This window comes from Dyella sp. (assembly GCF_051962475.1).
Taxonomy (GTDB): domain Bacteria; phylum Pseudomonadota; class Gammaproteobacteria; order Xanthomonadales; family Rhodanobacteraceae; genus Dyella_A.
This window is the reverse complement of record NZ_JBQCCF010000068.1, coordinates 21,076-41,438: the sequence shown is the minus strand read 5'-3', so window position 1 is coordinate 41,438 and position 20,363 is coordinate 21,076. Positions and strand designations below refer to the sequence as shown.

Here is a 20,363-nt window from a genome sequence, read left to right as displayed (position 1 = left end):
GCGAGCCAGCGGGCAGGTCGCCGCCCACCGGCGGCAGTGAGTTCAGCGGGTGGCTGCGGGCGCCGCGGTGGCGGGAAGCGTCAGCGTGGCGACGAAACCGCCGCCAACGCGATTCTGCAACTGCAGGTGGCCGCCGCACAGTTCGGCCGCGCGCTTGACGATGCTCAGGCCCAGGCCGCTGCCCGCGGGGCCGCTGCGGGCCGGATTACCGCGCAGGAACGGACGCCCAAGTTGCGACAGCAAGGTGTCGGGGACGCCCGCGCCGCGGTCCTCCACGCTCACCTGCACGCCGCCGTCGCGCAGCTGCACGGCAACCCGGAAGGGCGCCGCGCCGTAGCGCTCGGCGTTGTCCATGAGGTTGCCCAGGGCGCGGCGCAGCAGGCTAGGGCGGCTACGCAGGCGCACGCTGTCCGGCCCTTCGTAATGCCAGTCGTCCGGCTGGCGGCGCAGGGCCATCAGCTGCACGAGCAGGGTGACGAGGTCGATCTCGCGTAAGGGCTCGTCGCTGCCGTCGCGCACGTAGGCCAGACACTGCGCGAGTGCGCCATCGAGTTCTTCCAGGTCGGTGACCATCGCCTCGCGGCGCGCCGGATCGTCGGCATCGCCCAGCTCCAGCGCCAGGCGCAGGCGGGCCAGCGGCGTGCGCAGGTCATGCGAAATGCCCGCCAGCATCAGCTCCCGCTCGCGCGCGCCCTGGCGCAGCGACTCGCCGGCGGCGCCCAGCGCATCGGCGAGCTCGCGTACCTCGCGTGGGGTGCCGCGCAGCTGATCCTGCACCGGCTGGCCGCCGACCAGCGCCGGCGCGTGCGCGGCGAGCCGCTCCAGCGGGCGGGTGAGCAGGCGCGCGGCGAGTGTGGCTACGGCGAACGCGACCAGGCCGGCAAACAGCATCAGCGTCAGCATCGACCGCACCACCTGGCGGCGGAAGCTCACCGCCTGCATCACGATCCACTCGCCAGGACGATGGACGCTGCGCACCCAGATCTGCGCTTCCGGCCGCTGCACCACCACCACCCGCGAAGGGTCGCCGAGCAGCTGGCCGGCCACTTCGCCGATCTGGCGGACCATCGGCAGTACGGGCCGGCGCGACGGCGGGGGGGATTCGCTGGTGAGGCGGACGTGGCTCTGCCCCAGCCGCGTGAGCATGTCGCGCGAGGCCGCGTCGTCGCGGCCAGCGAGCGCATCGACCGAGCTGGCGGTGGCGGCCACCAGCCGGCCGTACGAGTCACCAAGCCCGCGCAGGCCGGCGCGGGTGGACAGCACGCCGCCCAGCGTCAGCGCCAGCAACAGCGCGGCCACCAGCAGCGCGAGGATCAACGAGAAGGTGGTTGGCGCGCGCTTCATGCCGGCGGGTCTCCCTGCGGCACGAACACGTAGCCCTCGCCCCATACCGTCTGCAGCCAGCGTGGCTGGCGCGGATCGTCCTCGATGCAGCGGCGCAGGCGCGAGACCATCACGTCGATGCTGCGGTCGAACGCGTCGTGCTCGCGACCCCGCGCCAGCGCAATCAGCCGCTCGCGGCTGAGCGTCTCGAACGGGTGCGCCACCAGCGCGGCCAGCACGGCGAACTCGCCGCTGGTCAGACGCACCGGGGTCTCATCGTCCAGCAACTGGCGGGTGGCTGGAGCGAAGGTGAAGCGGCCGAAGCGCACGCTGGCCTGCTCGGCCTGCGGCGCGCCGATCACCGCCCGCGGCTGCCTCCGCAGCACGGCACGGATGCGCGCGACCAGCTCGCGCGGGTTGCAGGGCTTGCCCAGGTAATCGTCGGCGCCGATCTCCAGGCCGACGATGCGGTCCACGTCGTCGCCCTTGGCGGTGAGCATGATGATCGGTGTCTGCACGCCATCGGCGCGCAGCTCCCGGCACAGCTGCAGGCCGTCGGCGTCGGGCAGCATCAGGTCGAGCACGATCAGGTCGACGTGATGTTCGGCGAGTGCGCGGCGCATGCCCACCGCGTTGGCCACGCCGCGCGCGTGCAGGCCCTGCTGGACCAGGTAGCGCTCCAGCAGGTCGCGCAGGCGCAGGTCGTCGTCGACGACGAGGATGTGGGGCGATTCCATGCAGCGACTATCGCGTGCGCTGCGCGCCAGCGGCAAGCGGGCCGGCGGGGCATTTGCAAGCAGATGTTTCTGCCGGGCGGCGGCGCAACATTCCCTCACACGGGCGACCCGAGCGGACACACCTCGCCCGGGCCTGGCGCGGAACAGTGGCATCACGCAGTCCGATGCCCCGGGCGGCGTTTCCCCCCAATCGCTCAGGAGAGTCCGTCATGTCCATTGCTTCGACTGTGATTGCATCCACGCTGCGCTCCGCCTCGCTGGCTGCGCTGTGCCTCGTCGCCTTGGCCGCCACCTCGCCGGCTCAGGCCGGAGTCGGCCGCGGTTTCCGCGCCGTCGGCGGTGGCCAGCGGATCGGCCACGGCGCCGCCACGTTTCGCAACGCCCAGGGCGGGATCACCCACACCCACGGCACCCACGCCGCCGGGCCGAACGGGCGGGGGGTGCATGGTGCCTATACTTCGGTCAATCCGGACGGCAGCGCGCAGCACCAGGGAGCCACCCACATCGCCGGTGCCCGCGGCGGCAATTTCAACGGCAGCAACAGCGTCACGCGCAACGCCGACGGTTCGGCGAACGGCAGCTACCAGCGCAGCGGCAACAACGCCGCCGGTGGCAGCTACAGCAGCAGCGGGAGCTACGCCCGCGGTGCTGACGGCAGTGCCTCCGGCTCGCGCGCCACCGCGGTTACCGGCGCCAACGGCAACACGTACCAGGGCCAGACCACTTACACCAAAGGCCAGGGCGTGACCCACACCGGCTCGTGCCACGACGCGCAGGGCAACGCGATCAGCTGCCGCTGACGCGTCCACCCCACCGGAGGAGTTCTCCCGATGTTTCGATCCCTCTTCGGCGCCGTCGCGCTGATGCTGGCCGGCCCGGCGTTGGCCCAGGCCGATCTGCAGCCGCTGGGCCGGCGCGCCGACGCCAATCACGACGGCGTGGTCAGCCGCGAGGAGTACCTTGCGGCGCGTGCGGCGCAGTTCGATCGCTTCGATCGCAACCATGACGGCTACCTCGACAGCGCCGACGCCGAGGCGCTTCCCGAGCCGGCCGGTCGCCTGTTCCAGGCGATGGAGCGGCTGGCCGACGCGGACAGCGACGGTCGCGTCAGTCGCGCTGAGTTCAACGGCATGCCGACACGCGGCTTCGATCGCATGGATGCGAACCAGGACGACGTGCTCGAACCGGACGAGATGCAGCGTGCCATGCAGAACACGCAGCGGCTCGGCCGCGTCAGTCACTGAGGCGGCAGTCATGGTCAGAGGATTGCGACATCCGTGGATCCTGGCGGTTGCTGTGTTGCTGGTACTGGCCGAATGGTCCTGGCGGCGGTTCTCGCGGCGCGGCTACGACGCCCGCGAAGCCGCCGCCTCGCTCGGCGTGGCGATAGGCCATGTGGTGGTCGGTGGCATCGGTGCGGCGGTGGTGGCCGCGGCGCTCGCGCTGGCCGCGCAACTGGCGCCGGTGCATTGGCCATGGCGCGATTGGCGCACCTGGCTGGCCGGCTTCGTGCTGGTGGAGTTCGCCTACTACTGGTTCCACCGCTGCAGCCACACGGTGCGCTGGATGTGGACGACCCATCTGGTGCATCACACGCCCGAGCAGATCACGCTGCTGTCGTCGCTGCGACTGGGCTGGACCAACCTGTTTTCGCTGGGCTGGTTGTTCTACCTGCCCGTGGTGCTCGCCGGCTTCGATCCGCGCATGGTGGCGGTCCTGCTGGCGTTCGACCTGCACTACCAGTTCTTCCTGCACACCGAGGCGGTCGGCCGGCTGGGGCCCCTGGAGTGGGTGCTCAACACGCCGGCGCATCACCGGGTGCACCACGGTTCCAATCCGGCCTATCTGGACTGCAACTATGGCGGCGTGCTGATCGTGTTCGATCGCCTGTTCGGTACGCTGCGCACGGAACGAGCGGACGAGCCGTTGCGCTACGGGCTGGCGCATCCGCTGGAGACGCTCCATCCGCTGCGCCTGGTGTTTCGGCCGTGGCGGCAGCTGTTCATGGACATGCGCGCCGCTCGCGGCGTGGGTGCTGCGCTGAAAATCGCCCTCGGGAGACCGTGATGGATCGCAACGGAAAGAGGTGGTGGCTTGGTGCCTGCCTGTTGTTGATGGCCGGCGGCGCGCTGGCCCAGACACGCGGCGGGTGGGCGGAGCGCTGGCGTGAGCGGCAGTCCGATGCCGGCGTCGAAGCGTCGCTTCCTGCCGGCACGCGGGTGGTGCGCGATGTGGCCTACGGCAGCGACCCGCGGCAACGCTTCGACGTCTACGCACCGGCCCAGGCGCTCGATGCGCCGGTGATCCTGCTGGTCCACGGCGGTGGCTGGCGCCGCGGCGACAAGGCGATGCCGGGCGTCGTCGCGAACAAGGTTGCTTACTGGGTGCCGCGCGGGGCGGTGGTGATCTCGGTGAACTACCGCATGCTGCCCGACACGCCGCCGCTGGAGCAGGCGCGCGACGTGGCCCGCGCTCTCGCGCTGGCCCAGCGCCGCGCGCGCGAGTGGGGCGGGAATCCCGCCCGCTTCGTGCTGATGGGGCACTCCGCTGGCGCGCATCTGGTGGCCTTGCTGGCCGCGCGACCGGAACTGGCCGGCGAGCAGGGCGCACGTCCCTGGCGTGGCACGGTATCGCTCGACAGCGCCTGCCTGGACGTGGTGCAGACCATGCGCGGGCGCCACTTTCCGCTCTACGACGAAGCCTTCGGCACCGACCCGGCCGACTGGCTGGCCGTCTCGCCGTTCCAGCAGCTGCGCGCGGCACCGGCGCCGTTCCTCGCGGTGTGCTCCAGCCGCCGCCGCGACTCCTGCCCGCAGGCGCACGCCTTCGTCGACAAGGCGCACGCGCTGGGCAGCCGTGGCCGCGTGCTCGAAGAAGATCTCTCGCACGCCCAGATCAACAAGACCCTGGGCGTGCCGTCGGACTACACCACCGAGGTCGACACATTCATGCGCTCGGTGTGGTGACGAAAAAAAGGGCCGGAACGTTGTCGTTCCGGCCCTGAATTTGTGGTGGAGCCAGGGAGGATCGAACTCCCGACCTCGTCATTGCGAACGACGCGCTCTCCCAGCTGAGCTATGGCCCCACATGAGCTGCGCATGGTAGCAGCGCATCCGGGGCTCGCCAAGACCCCGCCGCGCCACCGGCTCAGCCGGGCAGCAGGCCGGGCAGGCGATCGTGCAGCACGCCGTGGCGCCAGCCGTCGAGGACCTCCGGCCACTCGGCAGTGACCACGTACTCCTCCAGCACCTTGCGCGGGCAGAGCAGGCCGCTGGGCAGGTCCAGCTCGGTGGCGAGTGCGTCCACGCAATCCTTCATGGCCGCCAGCGCCTTCTTCGCTTCGCCCTGCGGATGGGTGGGAATGGCCGCGGTGGCGGCGATCTCGCTGTCATCCAACGGCTGGCGCAGCAGTTCGAACAACTCCGCGCGCTGGGGCGAGCGCAGCGCACGCTGGCCGCGGCTGCGCTGGTCCAGCTCGGCCAGCGTGCCGGACGGGTGCTGGGCCAGGCTCATCACCAGGGTGTCTTCGAGCAGCCACGGGCGCGGGCGGTCGAGCGCGCGGGCGGTGCGGTCGCGCCACAGCAGCACCCGGCGCAGCATGGCCTGCTGTCGGGGCGTCCATTCGGCGGCGCCACGCATGGCGCGCTGCGGTTGCGCCTCGCCTTCGCGGGCACCGGCACGATACTTGAGGCGCTCGCAATCTTCGGCATGCCAGGCGCTGCGGTCGCGCTGTTGCAGGCGCTCACTGAGCTGGTCGTGGATGGAGTCCATGTAGACCACGTCGAGCGTGGCGTACAGGCGCTGGGAATCGGTGAGGGGGCGCTGCAGCCAGTCCGAGCGCGTCTCGCCCTTGTCCAGATCGACACCGCACAGTTCGGCCACCAGGGTGCGGTAGCTCACGCCCAACCCCATGCCGACGAAGGCCGCGGCGATCTGGGTGTCGAACAGCGTGCGGGGGCCGCCGGGTAGCAACGGCGCCAGAGTTTCCAGGTCTTCGCCGGCGCTGTGCATCACGGTCACCGCACCGCCGCGATGCAATGTGGGGTGCAGCGCGTCGGCGAGATCGAAGGCCAGCGGATCGATCAGCGCGTAGTGCCCCTGCCAGCCCAGCTGCAGCAGGGCGAGTTGCGGGTAGAAGGTGTTGCGGCGCATGAACTCGGTGTCCATGCCCACGATCGCGCCCGCCGGCAGTGCGGCCAGCCAGCGATCGAGTGCGTCGCGCTGGTCGATCCATTCGGCGTCGTTGGGCAGGGCGGGCAGGGACATGCGGCAGTTCCTTCGGAAATCGGGCGTCGCCGTGGACACGGCGTGCGGGCGAGACGATGCGACCGGTGGTCGATTGCCCGCGGTGGGCGTGGCACGATAACAGGCCCCACGAGGACGCCCCAAGATGCCCAGCAGCACGAACGTCGCCCGACAGCGCGCCCTTGGCGGTGCCCTTGGCGTGCTCGTGCTGGCGTTCGCGCTGACCTATCACTTCTTCCCGCGGGTGTTCCACGTCAATCCGGACGATGTGGCACCGCGCCGTTCGATGGCGCTGGGCGTGGCCACGCCTGCGCGCTCGGCATCCAGCGCATCCACGCTGGTAGATCCGGGCGAAATCGATGCGGGCCCGCCGCTGACGCTGGCCCCGGCGGCGGTGATCGCTGCACGCACCGCCCACCGCAACCCCGACATGCCGCAGCAGAAGGGCGAGGACCCGCCCGAGGTGGTTGCACTGCTGGTGCGCGCCGACAAGGCCCTGCATGCCGGTCAGGTGGCCGGGGCCGACGACAGCGCCGCCTCGCTCTATCAGCAAGCGCTGAAACTGAAGCCGGACAGCCGCCGCGCCCTCGAGGGCCTGTACGAATCGCGGGCGCGGCTGGTGGCCGCGATCGGCCAGGACATCGCGGTGGGTGACGCCGATTCGGCCAAGGACCTGCTCGCCACCCTGCGCACGCTGCCTGGCTCCGACGACGACGTGAAGACGCTGCAGAACAGCCTGGACACCCTGGTGAAGGTGCGCCCGATGCTGGCCCAGGCGGCGACGCTGCTGGATCAGGGCCGCGCGGACCAACCCGACGGTGGCAATGCGCTGGCGATCTACCGCCAGGTGCTCACGCTGGACCCACAGAACGCCGTGGCGCAACAAGGCCTGCTGCAGGTGCAGCGTGCCGTGCTGGACCGGGCGCTGGCCGCGGTTGCCCAGAACGATTTCGCCGGGGCGGACAAGGCATTGGCCGAGGCCCAGTCGATCCAGGCCAATTCGCTGGCGATGCGCGACGTGAGCGAGCGCGTCGAAGGCATGCGCGACCAGCGTGCCGGCGGCCTGCTGGCGCAGGCGCGCTCGGCGCTCGATGCGGGCAACCTTTCCCTGGCCGAGAAACTCGCGCAACAGGCGCGCGATACGCGCCCGGATCTGCCGGGCCTGGACGATTTCCGCGAGCGGCTGGTGAACGCCCGCCTCTACGCCAACTATCGTCCTGGCCAGGTGTTTACCGACAGCTTCGTCGACCTGCCCGGAAAGGCACCGGCGATGGTGGTGGTTCCCACCGGCAGCTTCCAGATGGGCGCCGTCGACGACGAGGTCGACCATAGCGATACCGAGTTGCCCCGCCACTCGGTGACCATCGCGATGGGCGTGGCGATGGCCCGCACCGAAGTCACCGTGGGCCAGTTCCGCGACTTCGTGCGCGCCAGCGGCTACCGGCCCGATTCGGTGACCATGGGCGGGTCCAGCGTCTACGACGAACGCAGCGGCGCCCTGCGCGACGATGGCCGCGCCACCTGGGAGGACGACTACGCCGGCCGCCCGGCGGACGACAACCTGCCGGTGGTCAATGTCTCGTGGAACGATGCCAAGGCCTACGTCGACTGGCTGAGCAAGCGCACCGGCAAGGCCTACCGGCTGCCTAGCGAGGCCGAGTTCGAATACGCGCTGCGTGCCGGCACCACCACCCGCTACTGGTGGGGCGATGGCGCGCCGGACAAGCGCGTGGAAAATCTCACCGGCGCGCTGGACCGTTCACGCAACGGCCGCCGCTGGAGCAACGCGTTTCGCGGCTATCGCGACGCCTATTGGGGCCCCGCGCCGGTGATGAGCTTTCTGGCCAATCCATTCGGCCTGTACGACATCAACGGCAATGTCTCTGAATGGGTGGCCGATTGCTGGCATGACAGCTACCTGCGCGCGCCGCGCGACGGCAGCGCCTGGATCAACCCGGGATGCAGCGCCCACGTGGTGCGCGGTGGCTCCTGGGGCAGTGCGCCCGACCAGGACCGCTCCGCCTACCGGCAGGGCGTGGAAGCCACTGTGCGCAGCGCACGGGTGGGCTTCCGGGTGGCGCGCGAGCTTTGACGCCGCCTCGCTGAGCGATATATGACCCGGCCCCTGCCGGGGGCTTGCCCTGGTAGGGGTGATTCGCGCTATCGTCAGGGCTCCGGCGCGTATCCAGCGCGCGTCGCGCAAGGCACCACCACCTGCTAGCGCTTTCTTCAGAATCCGTCCGGTTCAACCGCACGGACTCGGCCCTTGGCCCCGTCAAGACCTGTCGAGGAAGATGCCATGGATCCGCAACCGGTTCGTCTGTTCGTTCCGTACACCGACGGCACGCCGTGGATCGTGCGCCGCGAGGTGGCCCGCGTGGGCACCTTTGGCAGCCGCTCCGACGCGGTCCGCGCCGCCATGGCTATGCGCTCCAAGCTCAGCCGCGCCTGGGGTCTGGATCATCCACCGGTGCAGGTGCAGGAATGCGACGGCAGCTGGCACGATGTAGAGGAAAGCGAACCGTTCGGCTGAGCCGGCCTCGCGTTCCATGGCAGCCAAAGAAAAACCCCGCGCAAGGCGGGGTTTTTCATGTCTGGTACCGGTGATAGGACTCGAACCTACACGACATCGCTGCCAGCGGATTTTGAGTCCGCCGCGTCTACCATTCCGCCACACCGGCAAAACAGGCCGCGATTATGCCGGGTTCAATGCAGGGGGTCGAGCCCCAGCTGGCGATCGTGGCGCTCGTAGCACTGGGCGTCGGCGGCGGGCTGGAAGATCGCGCAGTGGGTCATCTGGCCGGAGTAGATGTGCAGGCTCACCGCGATGGCCTCATCGCTGGGGTTGCGGATGGTGTGGTACTCGTGCGGCGGGATCAGGCTGCCGGCCGAGCCCGGGCCGGCCTGGATCGAGCCGACCGGCTGGAAGCGCCACTGGCCGTTCTCGTCGGCGAGGCGCTCGTACTGCACTACTTCGAGCGCGCCGCTCCACACGCCTTCGACGCACCACATGCCGCAGTGATCGTGGATTGGCGTGCCCTGGCCGGGGCCCCAGGTCATCGCCACCACGCAGTAACCGTGTTCCTCGCTGCGATAAAGCTCGCGGCGTGCGTAGCGGCCTTCGGCGGTCTCGTAGACGCACTCCGGCAAGGTCACTTCCTGCGCGCGGATCAGGCGGCACAGGCTGTTGCGCAGGGTGTCGGTGATGGCGTGGGTGGAGGGTTGGCTGACGGCATGGTCGATCGCGTCGATCAACGTGCGGCAACCGGGGAATTCCTGGGCGAGCATGGCAGTTCCGGTACGGCGTGGGACCCGGGCATCTTATCAGTGCTGCCCGGTAGCGGCATGGACAGGCTCAGAGCCGCTGCAGGAAGCCGCCGATCGCCGGGCTGTAGTTGGCGATATCGACCAGAAAAGCATCGTGTCCCTGCGGCGAGTTCAGCGCCACGAAATCCACCGCTGCGCCAGCGTCGCGCAGGCCGTCGGCGATCTGCTCCTGCTGCTCCAACGGGAACAGGATGTCGGTACTCACGCCGATCACCATCGCCCGCTCGATGTGGATGCGCTTGAGCCCCTCGCGCACACTGCCGCCGCCGTACTCGGCCACGTCGAACCAGTCGCTGGCGCGCGACAGGTACAGGTAGCTGTTGGGGTCGAACGTGCGCACGAAGCGCTCGGCATGGCCCTGCAGGTAGGACTCGACCTGAAACTCGGCGCCGAAGGGATGATCCTCGCGCTGCTCCGGATCGAGCCGGATGCGCGCGAAGCGGCCATTCCACTCCATGGCCGAGCGGTAGGTGATTACGCCGAGCTTGCGCGCGATGCTCATGCCCGTGTCGGGATACGTTCCTCCCTCCGCCGCGTGGATGTCGTATTGCCCGCCCCGCCAGCCGGGATCGAGCCGGATCGCCTCGCGCTGCAGCGAACGGATCGCGATCGCGAACGGTTGTGCCTGCGGGGCGGTATCCACGCTGATGTGCGCGCGCACCGAACCGGGATGCAGCAGCATGTAGGCCAAGGCACTCATGCCGCCCATCGAGCAGCCGACCAGGCAGGCCAGGCGCTCGATGCCGAGCTGGCGCACCACTTCGTGTGCGGCGTTGGCCACATCCTCCAGCGCCAGTTCGGGGAAGGTGAGGCGATACGGTTGGCCGGTGGCCGGGTCGATCGACGCGGGGCAGGTGGAACCTTTGTCGCTGCCCAGCGAGTTCACGCAGATGACAAACCAGCGGTCGCTGTCGATCGCCTTGCCGGGCCCGAGCATGGCCTCCCACCAGCCGGGCGAGGGGTCGTCCGGGTTCGAGGCGGCGTGAGCACTGGGCGACAGCCCGGTGAGGATCAGCACCGCGTTGTCGCGCGCTGCGTTGAGCGTGCCCCAGGTTTCGTAGGCGACGCGGGCGCCGTGCAGTGCGCCGCCGCGCTTCATCGCAAACGGTGAGGGCAGGGCGCAGTAGCGCCGCGCATCACTCACGGGTGCACCGTGTCGATCAGCACGGCCACTGGCTCGCGGCGTTCCACCGGCACTACGCCGGCATCGCCTTCCAGGTCGCCGGCCTGACCGATCGCCTGGCCGCTGTGGCTGATGCGGGCTCCTACGAACACGCGGGGCACGGAGGAGAGCTTCATGCTCGGCGCCATCGCCATGGCGTCGGTGAGCTCCACCGTGGTGGGCAGATGGGCGGCATCGAGCCGTGCCACCGCCAGCGGCATCGGTGGGCCCTGCTCGGCGCGGGCGTAGACAAACAAGGTGTCGCCGGGTTGCAGTTTGCTCTTCAGCGCGGGCGCGAGACTCACTTTGACGCTGAGCTTGGGGCCGGTCGGTGTGTCGGCCGCCGCGCTCGTGGCCGAGGCGGGTACGCTAGTGCCGGCCCGGGCATCGGCCGCGGCGATCTGCTGGGCGACCGCCTTGGCCACGCTAGAGCCGGGCTCGAGCAGGGGTTGCAGGCGTCGCCAGGTGGCGGCGGCGTCGGCGTAACGGTCCTGCTGGAAATCGCTGATGCCGAGCAGCCACAGCGCGCGCTGGTTGTCCGGCTCCTGCTGCACGGCCTGTTCGAGCAGTTCACGCGAGCGGCCTTCGATACGGTGATCGGGGCGTGCCATCGAATCGGCTTCGGCCCAACCGACCATGGCCGTCGGGTTGCCCGGAGCGAGGCGCAGCAACTGGTCGTAGGCATCGCGGGCTTCGGCGTTCTGGCCCATCGCTGCGGTGGTCTGCGCCAGCAGCAACCAGCCTTGCGCGTCGTCCGGGGCATCTTTCAGGTGCGTACGCAGCGCGGCCAGCGCCTGGCCGACATCCATCGCCGGTGCCTGCTTGGCGATGCCGTCCAGCGCGCGCGGCGTGCCCACGGTGAGGTAAAGCCCGGCGGCCGCCAGCGGCAGCACGAAGGCGATGGCCAGCGCGAGCGCGAACACGCCGCGTGAGCGGTCCTGGTTGCGTCCGTAGCGCATCAGCGGCCACAGCAACAGCATCAGCGTCGCCGCGATCATCGCGGCGGCAATAACGTAGAAAGCCAGTTTCACCAGTCGTCCCCGTGATCGACGTTTGCCGTCACCGCTGACGACGTGGCGCGCGCGCGCTTGCGGATGGTGACCACCACGACCACCGTGCCGATCAGCAGGATCAGCAGCGGCCCGAACCACAGCAGCCACGTCGCCGCGTTCACCGGCGGGTCGTACAGCACGTAGTCCGAGTAGCGGTCCACCAGGTATTGCTTGATCTCGCCATCGCTCTTGCCCTGTTGCATCAGGCTGAACACCTGATGGCGCAGGTCTCGCGCGATCGGCGCGTTGGAGTCGGCCAGGGTCTCGTTCTGGCACATCGGGCAGCGCAGCTCGGCGGTGAGGTGCTGGAAGCGCAACTCCTGCGCGTGATTCTTGAACGGCAGCGGTTCGATCGCCTGCGCTCCGAGCGCACCGGCGAACAGGCAAAGCAGCAGCGTAGCGAGGACAAGCAGACGCTTCATGGAGCTTCCTTCTTAAGCGCGGCGATCGCCGGCTTGAGTTCCTTCTCGATCACCTCGGGCGTGAACGGCCCGATGCGCTTGTAGCGGATGACTCCCTTCGCGTCGATCAGAAAGCTTTCCGGCGCGGCGTAGACGCCGAAGTCGATCGCGGTCTGGCCCGGCAAGTCGGCCATCAGCACGGCGTAGGGGTTGCCGTGTCTTTCCAGCCAGGCCTTGGCGTCCTGCGGCTGGTCCTTGTAGTTGTAGCCGACCAGGGTCACACCCAGCGTCGGCGCCTCGGCCTGCAGCAGCGGGTGCTCCACGCCACACTCGATGCACCAGCTGGCGAACACGTTGAGCAGGTAGGGCTTGCCCAGCAGGTCGGCCTTGGTGACGGTGCGCGACGGGTCGTACAGCTCGGGCAGGGCGAAATCCGGCGCAGGCTTGTTGATCAGCGGTGAGGGAATGGCGGTCTGGTCGTGACTGGAGTTCCACCAGATGCCGAAGCCGAACAGGCCGCACAGCGCCAGGAACGCAAAGAAGGGAAGCAGCCGGCTCATGAATGCGACTCGCGCGCTACAGCAAGCGATGCCGTGACCAGCGGCGCCGCCGCGGCTTCTTCGCCTGACTCGGCCTTGCGCTTCACGCGGAAGCGCCGGTCCGCCGCAGCGACGAAGCCGCCAAGCATCATGAACAGGCCACCAGCCCACAGCCAGCGGATGAACGGCTTGTAGTAGATGCGCATCGCCCAGGCGCCGCCGAGATCGTTCGCATCCATCGGCTCACCCAGCGCTACGTAGAGATCGCGGGTGAAACCCGGATCGATCGCCGATTCGGTCTGCACCTGCTCGCGGGTGTAGGTGCGCTTCTGCGGGTGCATCACGGCCACCACGGCGCCGTCACGCAGCACGCTCACGCTGCCCTGGTTGCCGCGCCAGTTCGGGCCGGTGGTCTGCTTCACGCCGTCGAAGCGGAAGCCGTAGCTGCCGATGGTCTGGGTGTCGCCAGGCGCCATGCGCACGTCGCGGGTGACGCTCAGCGATTCGGAAAGCAGCACGCCGATCAGGAACACGCCCAGCCCGAAATGAGCCAGCAGCATGCCCGCCATCTCGGCCGGGTAGCGGCGCCCGCGCGGCATCTCGCGATAGCGCTTGTAGACATAGAGCAGCGTGCCGACTGCGCACCAGACAGCGGCCGCCACGCCAGCGATCGCCTTGACCTGTCCGTGTACGAAGAAGGCCGCCACGATGGCGCAGGCCACGGCGGCCACGCCGGCGCGCAGGGCGATGGCCTTGAGGAGGCCGCTCTCGCCGCGGCCCCAGCGCAGGAACGGGCCGAACGGCAGCAGCAGCACCACCGGCGCCATCAGCAATGGGAACAGGAAGCCGAAGTAGGGCGGGCCTACCGAGATCCGGCCCAGGTTGAACGCATCGCCGATCAGCGGGAACAGCGTGCCCAGCAGCACCATCGCCGCGGCCACGGTGAACATCAGGTTGCCGACCAGGATGGCCGATTCGCGCGATACCACCGCGAAGGACCTGCCGCCGGCGACCTTCGGCGCGCGCAACGCGTACAGCAGCAGTGATCCGCCGACGACCACCACCAGGAACGCCAGGATGAACAGGCCGCGGCGCGGGTCGGAAGCGAACGCATGCACCGAGGTCAGCACGCCCGAGCGCACCAGGAAGGTGCCCAGCAGTGACAGCGAGAAGGCGAAGATCGACAGCAGGATGGTCCACGCGCGCAGCGAGCCACGCTTTTCGGTGACCGCTTGCGCGTGGATCAGCGCGGTGCCGACCAGCCACGGCATGAAGCTGGCGTTTTCCACCGGATCCCAGAACCACCAGCCGCCCCAGCCGAGCTCGGCGTAGGCCCACCAACTGCCCGCCACGATGCCGGCGGTGAGGAAGGCCCAGGCCACGTTGGTCCACGAGCGCGCCCAGCGCACCCACGCCTGTTCCATCTCTCCGCCGAGCAACGCCGCGATGGAGAACGCGAACGCCACCGAGAAACCGACGTAGCCCATGTAGATCACGGGCGGGTGAAAGGTCATGCCCGGATCCTGCAGCACCGGGTTGAGATCGCCGCCGTCGGCGGGCATCGGCAGCAGCCGCGCGAACGGATTGGAGGTGAATAGGATGAAAGTGAGGAACCCCACCGCGACCAGCCCGAGCACCGACAGCACGCGCGCCACGAACACCTCAGGCAGGTTGCGGCTCAGCGCGGCGACCGCCAGCGTCCACACGTTGAGGATCAGCACCCACAGCAGCATCGATCCCTCGTGCGCGCCCCACACGGCGGCGATGCGGTAGTACCAGGGCAGCGCGAGGTTGGAGTTGTCCGCCACGTAGGCAACGGAAAAGTCGAAGCGCAGGAACGCCCACACCAGCAGGGCGAAGGCCACGATCACGAAAGCAGCCTGGCCCGCTGCGGCGGGTCGGGCGATCGCCACCAGGGCGCGGTTGCCGCGCCAGGCGCCGATCAGCGGCAGCACGCTTTGCGCCAGTGCCAGCAGTAGGGCGAGGACGAGGGCGAGCTGGCCGAGTTCAGGAGTCATGGCAGATACCGTGGTGGGACACGCAGGGCTGCGGCAGACGCAGCGGAAACCTCAATGGACCAGGGGCGACGCATAGTTCAGCGCGCCGCGCCCGTAGCCTCATTCTCGGCCATCTTCTTGCCCTCGTGCGCCTTGGCCATGGCGTCCTTGAGCTCCTTGGGCATGTAGGTCTCGTCATGCTTGGCGAGCACTTCCGTAGCCACGAAGTGGGCGTTCTCCATGTGGCCGGTGGCGATCACCGACTGGTTGTCGCGGAACAGGTCCGGGAGGATGCCGGTGTATTCCACCGGCATCGCGCCGTCGGCGTCGATCACGGTGAAAGTGACTTTCAGCGAGTCGCTGGCGCGCTGGATCGATCCCTGCTTGACCATGCCGCCGAGTCGGAAGGTCTTGTAGCCCTTCGCCTGACCGGACTGCACCTGGCTGGGAGTGAGCAGGTAGTTCATGTTCTGCTGCAGCGCGAATACGGTCAGACCGCCGGCGATGGCGGCAGCCACCAGCACCATGACCACGATGACGAGCCGACGTTTGCGGGTGGGGTTCATGCGGGACTTCCGGTTCGACATCAGGCGTCGGGGGACGCGTCGCGGGACTGGCGGGCGGCCTGGCGCGCCAGTCGCGTGCGCAGCTCGCGCAGCACGCGCCGACGGCGCAGCACGGGCGCCAGCGCGTCGGCCAGCAGCACCAGGAGAAACACGGCGTAGGACGGCCAGACGTAGGCCGCATAGCCGCCCATGGCGAAGAACGTGCTCATCGCTCGCCCTTGCGCTGGGCGATCTGGCGCACCCAGTCCTTGCCGCTCTCCAGCGCCAGCAGGTCCGCGCGGACGCGGCCGAACAGGCTGGCCAGGTAGTAGCACTTGGTGGCGACCATCATGGTCAGCAGCGGCCAGATCATCGAGCCGCTCATGGTGCTGGGCCCGAGCAGGCGCACGGTGGAGCCCTGGTGCAGCGTGTTCCACCAGTTCACCGAGAAGTGCACGATCGGCACGTTGATGATGCCGATCAGCGCCAGGAACGCGGCCGCGCGTGCGCCCTGCCGGCGATCCTCGAAGGCGTGGTACAGGCCCATCACGCCGAGATACAGGAACAGCAGCACCAGCTCGGAGGTGAGCCGGGCGTCCCAGGTCCACCAGGTGCCCCACATGCGGATACCCCACAGCGAGCCGGTGACCAAGGTGATCAGGGTGAACGCCGCGCCGATCGGCGCCGATTCCATCGCCACCACCTCGGCCAGCTTGATCCGCCAGACCAGCGCGATGAACGCCGAGACGGCCATCACCGCGTAGATGAACAGCGCCATCCACGCGCTGGGCACGTGCACGAAGATGATGCGGTAGTCGTCGCCCTGCTGGTAATCCGGCGGGGCCAATACCAGCCCGCCGTACATCGCCACGGCGCCGAGGATCAGCGCGAGCGCAAGCATCCACGGGCGCAGCGCGCTGGCGAAGCGGTAGAAGGTCGGCGGCGAGCCGAGCTTGTGCAACCAGAGAGGAATCCAGCTGGACATAGGTTCACGCGTCCAAGGCAATGCGAAGGGCGGCCGCGCAGGCCAGCGGCGCCAGCACCAGGGCCAGTACCAGGGCGGCACCGAGCCATGCGATCGGGGCAATCCATGGCAGGCCCTGCTGCGCCGCGGAGAGCGCGCCGGCGGCGAAGATCACCACGGGCACGCACAGCGGCAGCAACATCAGGGCGAGCAGCATACCAGAGCGCCGGGTGCCGGCCGTCAGCGCCACCAGCACCGCGCCGAGCAGGCTGAGCATCGGCGTAGCCAGAGCCAGTGCCAGCAGCAGGATCGGCATCACGGCCACCGGCAACTGCAGCATGCTGGCCAGCATCGGCGCGATCACGATCAACGGCAGCGCGGTGGTGAGCCAGTGCGCGAGGATCTTCATGCCCAGCATCAGCGCAAGAGGTTGCGGCGCCAACACCAGCTGTTCCAGTGAGCCGTCCTCGATGTCGCTGCGGAACATGCCGTCCAGCGCCAGCAGCATCGCCAGCAACACGGTGACCAGCACCACGCCGCCGGCGATCCGCTGCAGCAGCGCATTCTCCGGCCCGAGCGCAAACGGGAAAAGGGTGATGACGATCAACGCGTACAGCACCGGCATCGCGATGTCGCCGCGGCGGCGCCAGGCCAGCGTCAGGTCACGCCGCAACACCGCGGCGCAGGCGCGCGAGAGCGGAGCGCGAGTCATGCGTGCATCCGGATGCGCTGCGGCTCGCCGCCGTGGAAGCTCACCGCGCCGTGGCTGGTGACCAGCGCCGCGCCGCCGCTGGCGATATGCGTTTCCAGCAGCCGGTTGACCAGGGCGATACCGTGGCGATCCAGGTTGGCGTACGGCTCGTCGAGCAGCCACAGCGTCGCCGGCACCAGCAGCAGCCGTGCCAGTGCGGCGCGCTTGCGCTGACCGGCGGAGAGCTGGCGTACCGGTTCGTCTTCGTAGCCGAGCAGGCCTACCTCGCGCAGTGCCGCGGCCGGCGTCATGCCTTCGCGGCAACCGTGCAGGCCGGCGGCGATGCGCAGGTTCTCGCGCGGGCTGAGATCGGCCTTGAGGCCGAGCTGGTGGCCGAGAAGCACGATCTCGCCTTGGCAGGCGTCGCGCTCCAGCGGTGCGCCACGCCAGTGCAGCTCGCCTTCGTCGACGTGCAGCAGGCCGGCCAGCACGCGCATCAGGGTGGTCTTGCCGCTGCCGTTGTCGCCCTCCACCAGCGTCAGCTCGCCCGCATGCAGCTGGAAGTGCAGCGGCCCGAACACGGGTTCGTCCTGGCGCAGGAAGCGCAAGGCTCGCGCTTCGAGCAGGGGGAGGGGGGCGGCGGTCATCCGCTCAATTGTCCGCAATGGTTGGCGGCCTTGTCCATGCGGCGACCTGTCGCCGCGCGCATCACGGCGCGGCCTTCGTCCAATGCAGCTGTGGCGGCGCTTCGCCCACTCCGGCGACGAAGGCGAGCTGCCCGTAACGGGAACACAGCACGCGTGCCGCGTCCGCATCCAGGCCGATCGCCAGCAGGCTCGGCTCACGCCAGCCGTCGGCCCCCACGCCGGCGGCAGCGCGGATCGCGCGGACGTCAGGGCTGGCGCGCAACTCGGCCAGTAGGGCCCGCTGCGCGCTGCGATTCCGGGCCCGTGGTACCGGCTGGGACTGCGGGTTCCATGCGGTGATCACCGCCCACGGCACGCCGTGGGTCAGCGCCAGCAGGGCTCCGGGCGGCGGCGCACCGATGCGCAGGCGGGCTACGCCGCCCTGCGGCAAGCGCACCCGGTAGTCGGTGGCCAGATAGGCCGCGCGCAGGCGCTCATCCACGTTCGATCGCAGGCAAGGGCGGCAGGCTGATGCGCAGCTGGCCCACGGCTTCTTCCATCGGCACCGCCGCCGCGCCGCCGTGCGCGGCCAGCAGCCGGTCGAGCAGGGCATCCTGCGCCTTGCCCCGTTCATAGGCATAGGCGTAGGGCAGGCGGGTGAACGTGACCATGCGGTAGCGCGCCATGAAGTGCGCCGGTGCCGCCTCCGCCAGGCGCGCGCCGAGCTCGCGCTTGTCCAGGTAACGCGGGTCGGCCACTGAGTCGCGCATCTCGATGTAGTTTTCCAGTGCCATCGCGGCGATCGCGTCGGCATTGGGCTTGCGTTGCTGCTGGAAGGTCTCGAACACGTCGCCGCTGCGATCGGATGCCAGCAAGGCGGCGAGCTCGACGGCGTCTTCCAGGCCGCAATTCATCCCCTGGCCGTGGAACGGCACGATGGCGTGGGCGGCATCCCCCAGCAGTACCGCACGCTCGCCCAGGTGCCAGCGGTCCAGGTACAGCGTGTAGAGATTGGGGGCCGGGTGCGCTGTGAAGTCGTGCGCAAAGCGCGGCATCAGCGGCAGCAGATCGGGAAACTCGGTGCGGAAAAAGCGCTCGGCGCTATCGGCATCGGGCAGGGTCGCGAAGCTCGGATGCGGCCCCACGCCGGGCAGGAATAGCGTGACGGTGAAGCTGCCTTCCGGATTGGGCAGTGCGATACACATGTGGCCGCCGCGCGGCCAGATATGGAGCGCGTGCGGTTCGAGGGCGAAATGCCCATGCGGGCTGGCCGGAGCGCCGTTCAGTGCTTCTACCGGCGGAATCTCCAGTTCCTTGTAGGCATGGCCCAGGGCTTCCACGCGCTCCCCCAGCGGCTGGCGCCGGTTCATCGCCGCGCGCACGGCCGAGCCCGCACCGTCGGCGCCGATGAGACGATCAAAAGCGTGTTCGCGCATCGCCCCGCTGGCGTCGACCAGGTACAGCCGCTGACGATCGAAGTCGACGTCGCGGATGACGTGGCCGAAGTGGAAACGCACCCCGGATGCTTCGGCGGCGTCCAGCGTGAGCATGTTCAGCGCGCCGCGGGAGACCGACCAGATCACCTCGCTGTCGTCCACGCCGTAGCGCTGCAGCGAAGGCGTTTGCTGGTCCGCGTGCACCATCCGACCGCGCATCATCACTGCGCGCGCGAGCACCTGCTCGGCCAGTCCGCCGCTACGCAGCGCGTGCAGTCCGCGTTCGGCCAGCGCCAGGTTGATCGAGCGACCTTCCTCGTAGCCGGCGCGGCGCGGGTCGGGGCGCTTTTCGAACACCTCGACGTCGAAGCCCGCGCGGGCGAGCAGGTGCGCAAGCAGCGCGCCGACCAGGCCGCCGCCGGCGAGAGTAAGTGTGGGGGGGGCCAAGGGTGGGTCCGTCGCGTGGGGTGGCCACTGTCGATCAGGTCGGCGGCCTCTGCAAGCAGCCGGCCGATCGTCAGAAGCTCATGAAATAGCCGCCGTTGACCGGCAGGTTGGCGCCGGTGATGTAACCGGCGTCGTCGGCGGCGAGGAAGGCCACCGCGCGGGCGATGTCGGCTGGCGATCCCAGTCGGCCGACCGGAATGTCGGCTACGATCTGCTCGCGCACGGCCGGCGCCACCGCGGCCACCATAGGCGTGTCGCAATAGCCGGGCGAGACCGTGTTGACGGTGACGCCCTTGCGCGCGGTCTCGCGTGCCAGCGCCATACCGAAGCCGTGCACGCCGGCCTTGGCCGCCGAATAGTTGGTCTGCCCGAATTGGCCGGTCTGGCCGTTGACCGAGCTGAGGTTGACGATGCGGCCGAAGCCCCGTTCGCACATGCCCTCGACCACCTGGCGGCAGGTGTTGAAGATGCCGTCGAGGTTCACCCGCATCAGCTGGTGCCACTGCTCCGGCGTCATCTTGCGCAGGCTGACGTCGCGCGTGATGCCGGCCGCGTTGACCAGAATGTCCAGGCCGCCGTGGGCGTTCTGGATGCCTTCGATCAGCGCGCGGCAACTCTCGAAATCGCTGACGTCGGCGGGAGCGAAGCCGATGGCGCCGTCGAACTCGGCAACCTCGCGCATGAACGCGTCGACTCGCTCGCTGCGGGTGGCTAAGTCGACCGCGATCACGCGCCGACCGTCACGCGCCAGATACCGACAGATTTCCGTGCCGAGACCGCCGATGCCGCCGGTGACGACAGCCAATCGCTTGCTCATGCTTGCTACTCGTCATGCGGCACGGCAGCACGTGCTGTGCCGCAGCGACCGCTG

Annotated in this window: 23 protein-coding genes and 2 tRNA genes; 6 read left to right on the top strand and 19 right to left on the bottom strand. The window is 69.3% G+C overall.

Going from position 1 to position 20,363, the window contains the following annotated elements; genetic code table 11:
* Positions 1 to 42 precede the first annotated feature (42 nt).
* Positions 43 to 1,344 carry an ATP-binding protein gene (locus tag ACTHJF_RS14945; protein WP_440267819.1) on the bottom strand — a complete coding sequence of 434 codons (1,302 nt, stop codon included), beginning with the start codon at positions 1,342 to 1,344 and terminating at the stop codon, positions 43 to 45.
* Positions 1,341 to 2,060, bottom strand: a complete 720-nt coding sequence (gene ompR / locus ACTHJF_RS14940; RefSeq protein ID WP_440267818.1) for an osmolarity response regulator transcription factor OmpR — start codon at positions 2,058 to 2,060, stop codon at positions 1,341 to 1,343. Before ompR ends, ACTHJF_RS14945 begins: the two co-directional genes overlap by 4 nt.
* A gap of 209 nt (positions 2,061 to 2,269) precedes the next feature.
* Between ompR and ACTHJF_RS14935 the strand changes: the two genes are divergently transcribed.
* Genes ACTHJF_RS14935 through ACTHJF_RS14920 form a run of 4 tightly spaced genes read left to right on the top strand, consistent with a single transcriptional unit; the run spans position 2,270 to position 5,026 of the window.
* Entirely contained in the window at positions 2,270 to 2,860 is a 591-nt protein-coding gene (locus ACTHJF_RS14935; RefSeq protein ID WP_440267817.1) for a hypothetical protein, read from the top strand.
* 30 nt (positions 2,861 to 2,890) lie between these two features.
* Complete coding sequence (locus ACTHJF_RS14930; protein ID WP_440267816.1) at positions 2,891 to 3,304, top strand: EF-hand domain-containing protein; 414 nt, start codon at positions 2,891 to 2,893, stop codon at positions 3,302 to 3,304.
* Between the two features lie 10 nt (positions 3,305 to 3,314).
* Positions 3,315 to 4,127, top strand: coding sequence for a sterol desaturase family protein (locus ACTHJF_RS14925; protein WP_440267815.1), 813 nt, complete (start codon positions 3,315 to 3,317; stop codon positions 4,125 to 4,127).
* Complete coding sequence (locus tag ACTHJF_RS14920) at positions 4,127 to 5,026, top strand: alpha/beta hydrolase (protein ID WP_440267814.1); 900 nt, start codon at positions 4,127 to 4,129, stop codon at positions 5,024 to 5,026. The genes ACTHJF_RS14925 and ACTHJF_RS14920 overlap by 1 nt, the downstream gene beginning before the upstream one ends.
* Before the next feature lie 43 nt (positions 5,027 to 5,069).
* Here the strand turns inward: ACTHJF_RS14920 and ACTHJF_RS14915 are convergent.
* Positions 5,070 to 5,145 (bottom strand) — tRNA-Ala (locus ACTHJF_RS14915).
* 62 nt (positions 5,146 to 5,207) lie between these two features.
* A complete protein-coding gene (locus ACTHJF_RS14910; RefSeq protein WP_440267813.1) occupies positions 5,208 to 6,326 on the bottom strand; it encodes a ribonuclease D in 1,119 nt (372 codons plus the stop codon).
* Positions 6,327 to 6,450: 124 nt separating this feature from the next.
* Here ACTHJF_RS14910 and ACTHJF_RS14905 point away from each other — a divergent pair, with 124 nt between their 5' ends.
* Together ACTHJF_RS14905 and ACTHJF_RS14900 are read left to right on the top strand one after the other, a co-directional pair.
* Positions 6,451 to 8,397 (top strand): SUMF1/EgtB/PvdO family nonheme iron enzyme, encoded by a 1,947-nt coding sequence (locus ACTHJF_RS14905; RefSeq protein ID WP_440267812.1) that lies wholly within the window; start codon positions 6,451 to 6,453, stop codon positions 8,395 to 8,397.
* 207 nt (positions 8,398 to 8,604) lie between these two features.
* The gene (locus ACTHJF_RS14900) at positions 8,605 to 8,838 is read left to right on the top strand and encodes a hypothetical protein (RefSeq protein WP_440262066.1); all 234 of its coding nucleotides are present in this window, start codon (positions 8,605 to 8,607) and stop codon (positions 8,836 to 8,838) included.
* Positions 8,839 to 8,900: 62 nt separating this feature from the next.
* Here ACTHJF_RS14900 and ACTHJF_RS14895 read toward each other — a convergent pair.
* The 15 genes from ACTHJF_RS14895 to phbB all read right to left on the bottom strand — a co-directional run bounded on the left by ACTHJF_RS14895 (position 8,901) and on the right by phbB (position 20,309).
* A tRNA-Leu gene (locus ACTHJF_RS14895) sits at positions 8,901 to 8,986 on the bottom strand.
* Between the two features lie 25 nt (positions 8,987 to 9,011).
* Complete coding sequence (locus ACTHJF_RS14890; protein ID WP_440267811.1) at positions 9,012 to 9,593, bottom strand: cysteine dioxygenase; 582 nt, start codon at positions 9,591 to 9,593, stop codon at positions 9,012 to 9,014.
* Between the two features lie 67 nt (positions 9,594 to 9,660).
* Entirely contained in the window at positions 9,661 to 10,776 is a 1,116-nt protein-coding gene (gene metX, locus ACTHJF_RS14885; RefSeq protein ID WP_440267810.1) for a homoserine O-acetyltransferase MetX, read from the bottom strand.
* Complete coding sequence (locus ACTHJF_RS14880) at positions 10,773 to 11,825, bottom strand: tetratricopeptide repeat protein (RefSeq protein ID WP_440267809.1); 1,053 nt, start codon at positions 11,823 to 11,825, stop codon at positions 10,773 to 10,775. The genes metX and ACTHJF_RS14880 overlap by 4 nt, the downstream gene beginning before the upstream one ends.
* A complete protein-coding gene (locus ACTHJF_RS14875; protein ID WP_440267808.1) occupies positions 11,822 to 12,268 on the bottom strand; it encodes a cytochrome c-type biogenesis protein in 447 nt (148 codons plus the stop codon). Before ACTHJF_RS14875 ends, ACTHJF_RS14880 begins: the two co-directional genes overlap by 4 nt.
* A complete protein-coding gene (locus ACTHJF_RS14870; protein WP_440267807.1) occupies positions 12,265 to 12,807 on the bottom strand; it encodes a DsbE family thiol:disulfide interchange protein in 543 nt (180 codons plus the stop codon). Before ACTHJF_RS14870 ends, ACTHJF_RS14875 begins: the two co-directional genes overlap by 4 nt.
* A complete protein-coding gene (locus ACTHJF_RS14865) occupies positions 12,804 to 14,804 on the bottom strand; it encodes a heme lyase CcmF/NrfE family subunit (protein ID WP_440267806.1) in 2,001 nt (666 codons plus the stop codon). Before ACTHJF_RS14865 ends, ACTHJF_RS14870 begins: the two co-directional genes overlap by 4 nt.
* Before the next feature lie 77 nt (positions 14,805 to 14,881).
* Entirely contained in the window at positions 14,882 to 15,349 is a 468-nt protein-coding gene (gene ccmE, locus ACTHJF_RS14860) for a cytochrome c maturation protein CcmE (RefSeq protein ID WP_440267805.1), read from the bottom strand.
* 20 nt (positions 15,350 to 15,369) lie between these two features.
* Entirely contained in the window at positions 15,370 to 15,558 is a 189-nt protein-coding gene (gene ccmD, locus ACTHJF_RS14855) for a heme exporter protein CcmD (protein ID WP_431636669.1), read from the bottom strand.
* On the bottom strand, positions 15,555 to 16,313 hold the full coding sequence (locus tag ACTHJF_RS14850; protein ID WP_440267804.1) for a heme ABC transporter permease: 759 nt from the start codon (positions 16,311 to 16,313) through the stop codon (positions 15,555 to 15,557). The genes ccmD and ACTHJF_RS14850 overlap by 4 nt, the downstream gene beginning before the upstream one ends.
* Before the next feature lie 4 nt (positions 16,314 to 16,317).
* Positions 16,318 to 17,004 (bottom strand): heme exporter protein CcmB, encoded by a 687-nt coding sequence (gene ccmB, locus ACTHJF_RS14845; RefSeq protein WP_440267803.1) that lies wholly within the window; start codon positions 17,002 to 17,004, stop codon positions 16,318 to 16,320.
* Positions 17,001 to 17,630, bottom strand: a complete 630-nt coding sequence (gene ccmA / locus ACTHJF_RS14840; protein WP_440267802.1) for a cytochrome c biogenesis heme-transporting ATPase CcmA — start codon at positions 17,628 to 17,630, stop codon at positions 17,001 to 17,003. The genes ccmB and ccmA overlap by 4 nt, the downstream gene beginning before the upstream one ends.
* Positions 17,631 to 17,691: 61 nt before the next feature.
* The gene (locus ACTHJF_RS14835; RefSeq protein WP_440267801.1) at positions 17,692 to 18,111 is read right to left on the bottom strand and encodes a DUF3293 domain-containing protein; all 420 of its coding nucleotides are present in this window, start codon (positions 18,109 to 18,111) and stop codon (positions 17,692 to 17,694) included.
* A complete protein-coding gene (locus tag ACTHJF_RS14830) occupies positions 18,104 to 19,492 on the bottom strand; it encodes an FAD-dependent oxidoreductase (protein WP_440267800.1) in 1,389 nt (462 codons plus the stop codon). Before ACTHJF_RS14830 ends, ACTHJF_RS14835 begins: the two co-directional genes overlap by 8 nt.
* A gap of 70 nt (positions 19,493 to 19,562) precedes the next feature.
* Positions 19,563 to 20,309 carry an acetoacetyl-CoA reductase gene (gene phbB, locus ACTHJF_RS14825; protein WP_440267799.1) on the bottom strand — a complete coding sequence of 249 codons (747 nt, stop codon included), beginning with the start codon at positions 20,307 to 20,309 and terminating at the stop codon, positions 19,563 to 19,565.
* Between the last annotated feature and the right edge of the window lie 54 nt (positions 20,310 to 20,363).

Bases quoted from the DNA above. Each gene is read 5' to 3' on its own strand.
- ompR (WP_440267818.1), bottom strand. From the start codon at position 2,060: ATGGAATCGCCCCACATCCTCGTCGTCGACGACGACCTGCGCCTGCGC.
- ACTHJF_RS14905 (WP_440267812.1), top strand. From the start codon at position 6,451: ATGCCCAGCAGCACGAACGTCGCCCGACAGCGCGCCCTTGGCGGTGCC.
- ACTHJF_RS14870 (WP_440267807.1), bottom strand. From the start codon at position 12,807: ATGAGCCGGCTGCTTCCCTTCTTTGCGTTCCTGGCGCTGTGCGGCCTG.
- ACTHJF_RS14930 (WP_440267816.1), top strand. From the start codon at position 2,891: ATGTTTCGATCCCTCTTCGGCGCCGTCGCGCTGATGCTGGCCGGCCCG.
- ACTHJF_RS14935 (WP_440267817.1), top strand. From the start codon at position 2,270: ATGTCCATTGCTTCGACTGTGATTGCATCCACGCTGCGCTCCGCCTCG.
- phbB (WP_440267799.1), bottom strand. From the start codon at position 20,309: ATGAGCAAGCGATTGGCTGTCGTCACCGGCGGCATCGGCGGTCTCGGC.
- ACTHJF_RS14865 (WP_440267806.1), bottom strand. From the start codon at position 14,804: ATGACTCCTGAACTCGGCCAGCTCGCCCTCGTCCTCGCCCTACTGCTG.
- ACTHJF_RS14910 (WP_440267813.1), bottom strand. From the start codon at position 6,326: ATGTCCCTGCCCGCCCTGCCCAACGACGCCGAATGGATCGACCAGCGC.
- ACTHJF_RS14850 (WP_440267804.1), bottom strand. From the start codon at position 16,313: ATGTCCAGCTGGATTCCTCTCTGGTTGCACAAGCTCGGCTCGCCGCCG.
- ACTHJF_RS14925 (WP_440267815.1), top strand. From the start codon at position 3,315: ATGGTCAGAGGATTGCGACATCCGTGGATCCTGGCGGTTGCTGTGTTG.
- ACTHJF_RS14890 (WP_440267811.1), bottom strand. From the start codon at position 9,593: ATGCTCGCCCAGGAATTCCCCGGTTGCCGCACGTTGATCGACGCGATC.
- ACTHJF_RS14900 (WP_440262066.1), top strand. From the start codon at position 8,605: ATGGATCCGCAACCGGTTCGTCTGTTCGTTCCGTACACCGACGGCACG.
- ACTHJF_RS14920 (WP_440267814.1), top strand. From the start codon at position 4,127: ATGGATCGCAACGGAAAGAGGTGGTGGCTTGGTGCCTGCCTGTTGTTG.
- ccmA (WP_440267802.1), bottom strand. From the start codon at position 17,630: ATGACCGCCGCCCCCCTCCCCCTGCTCGAAGCGCGAGCCTTGCGCTTC.
- ccmE (WP_440267805.1), bottom strand. From the start codon at position 15,349: ATGAACCCCACCCGCAAACGTCGGCTCGTCATCGTGGTCATGGTGCTG.
- ACTHJF_RS14945 (WP_440267819.1), bottom strand. From the start codon at position 1,344: ATGAAGCGCGCGCCAACCACCTTCTCGTTGATCCTCGCGCTGCTGGTG.
- ccmB (WP_440267803.1), bottom strand. From the start codon at position 17,004: ATGACTCGCGCTCCGCTCTCGCGCGCCTGCGCCGCGGTGTTGCGGCGT.
- ACTHJF_RS14875 (WP_440267808.1), bottom strand. From the start codon at position 12,268: ATGAAGCGTCTGCTTGTCCTCGCTACGCTGCTGCTTTGCCTGTTCGCC.
- ccmD (WP_431636669.1), bottom strand. From the start codon at position 15,558: ATGAGCACGTTCTTCGCCATGGGCGGCTATGCGGCCTACGTCTGGCCG.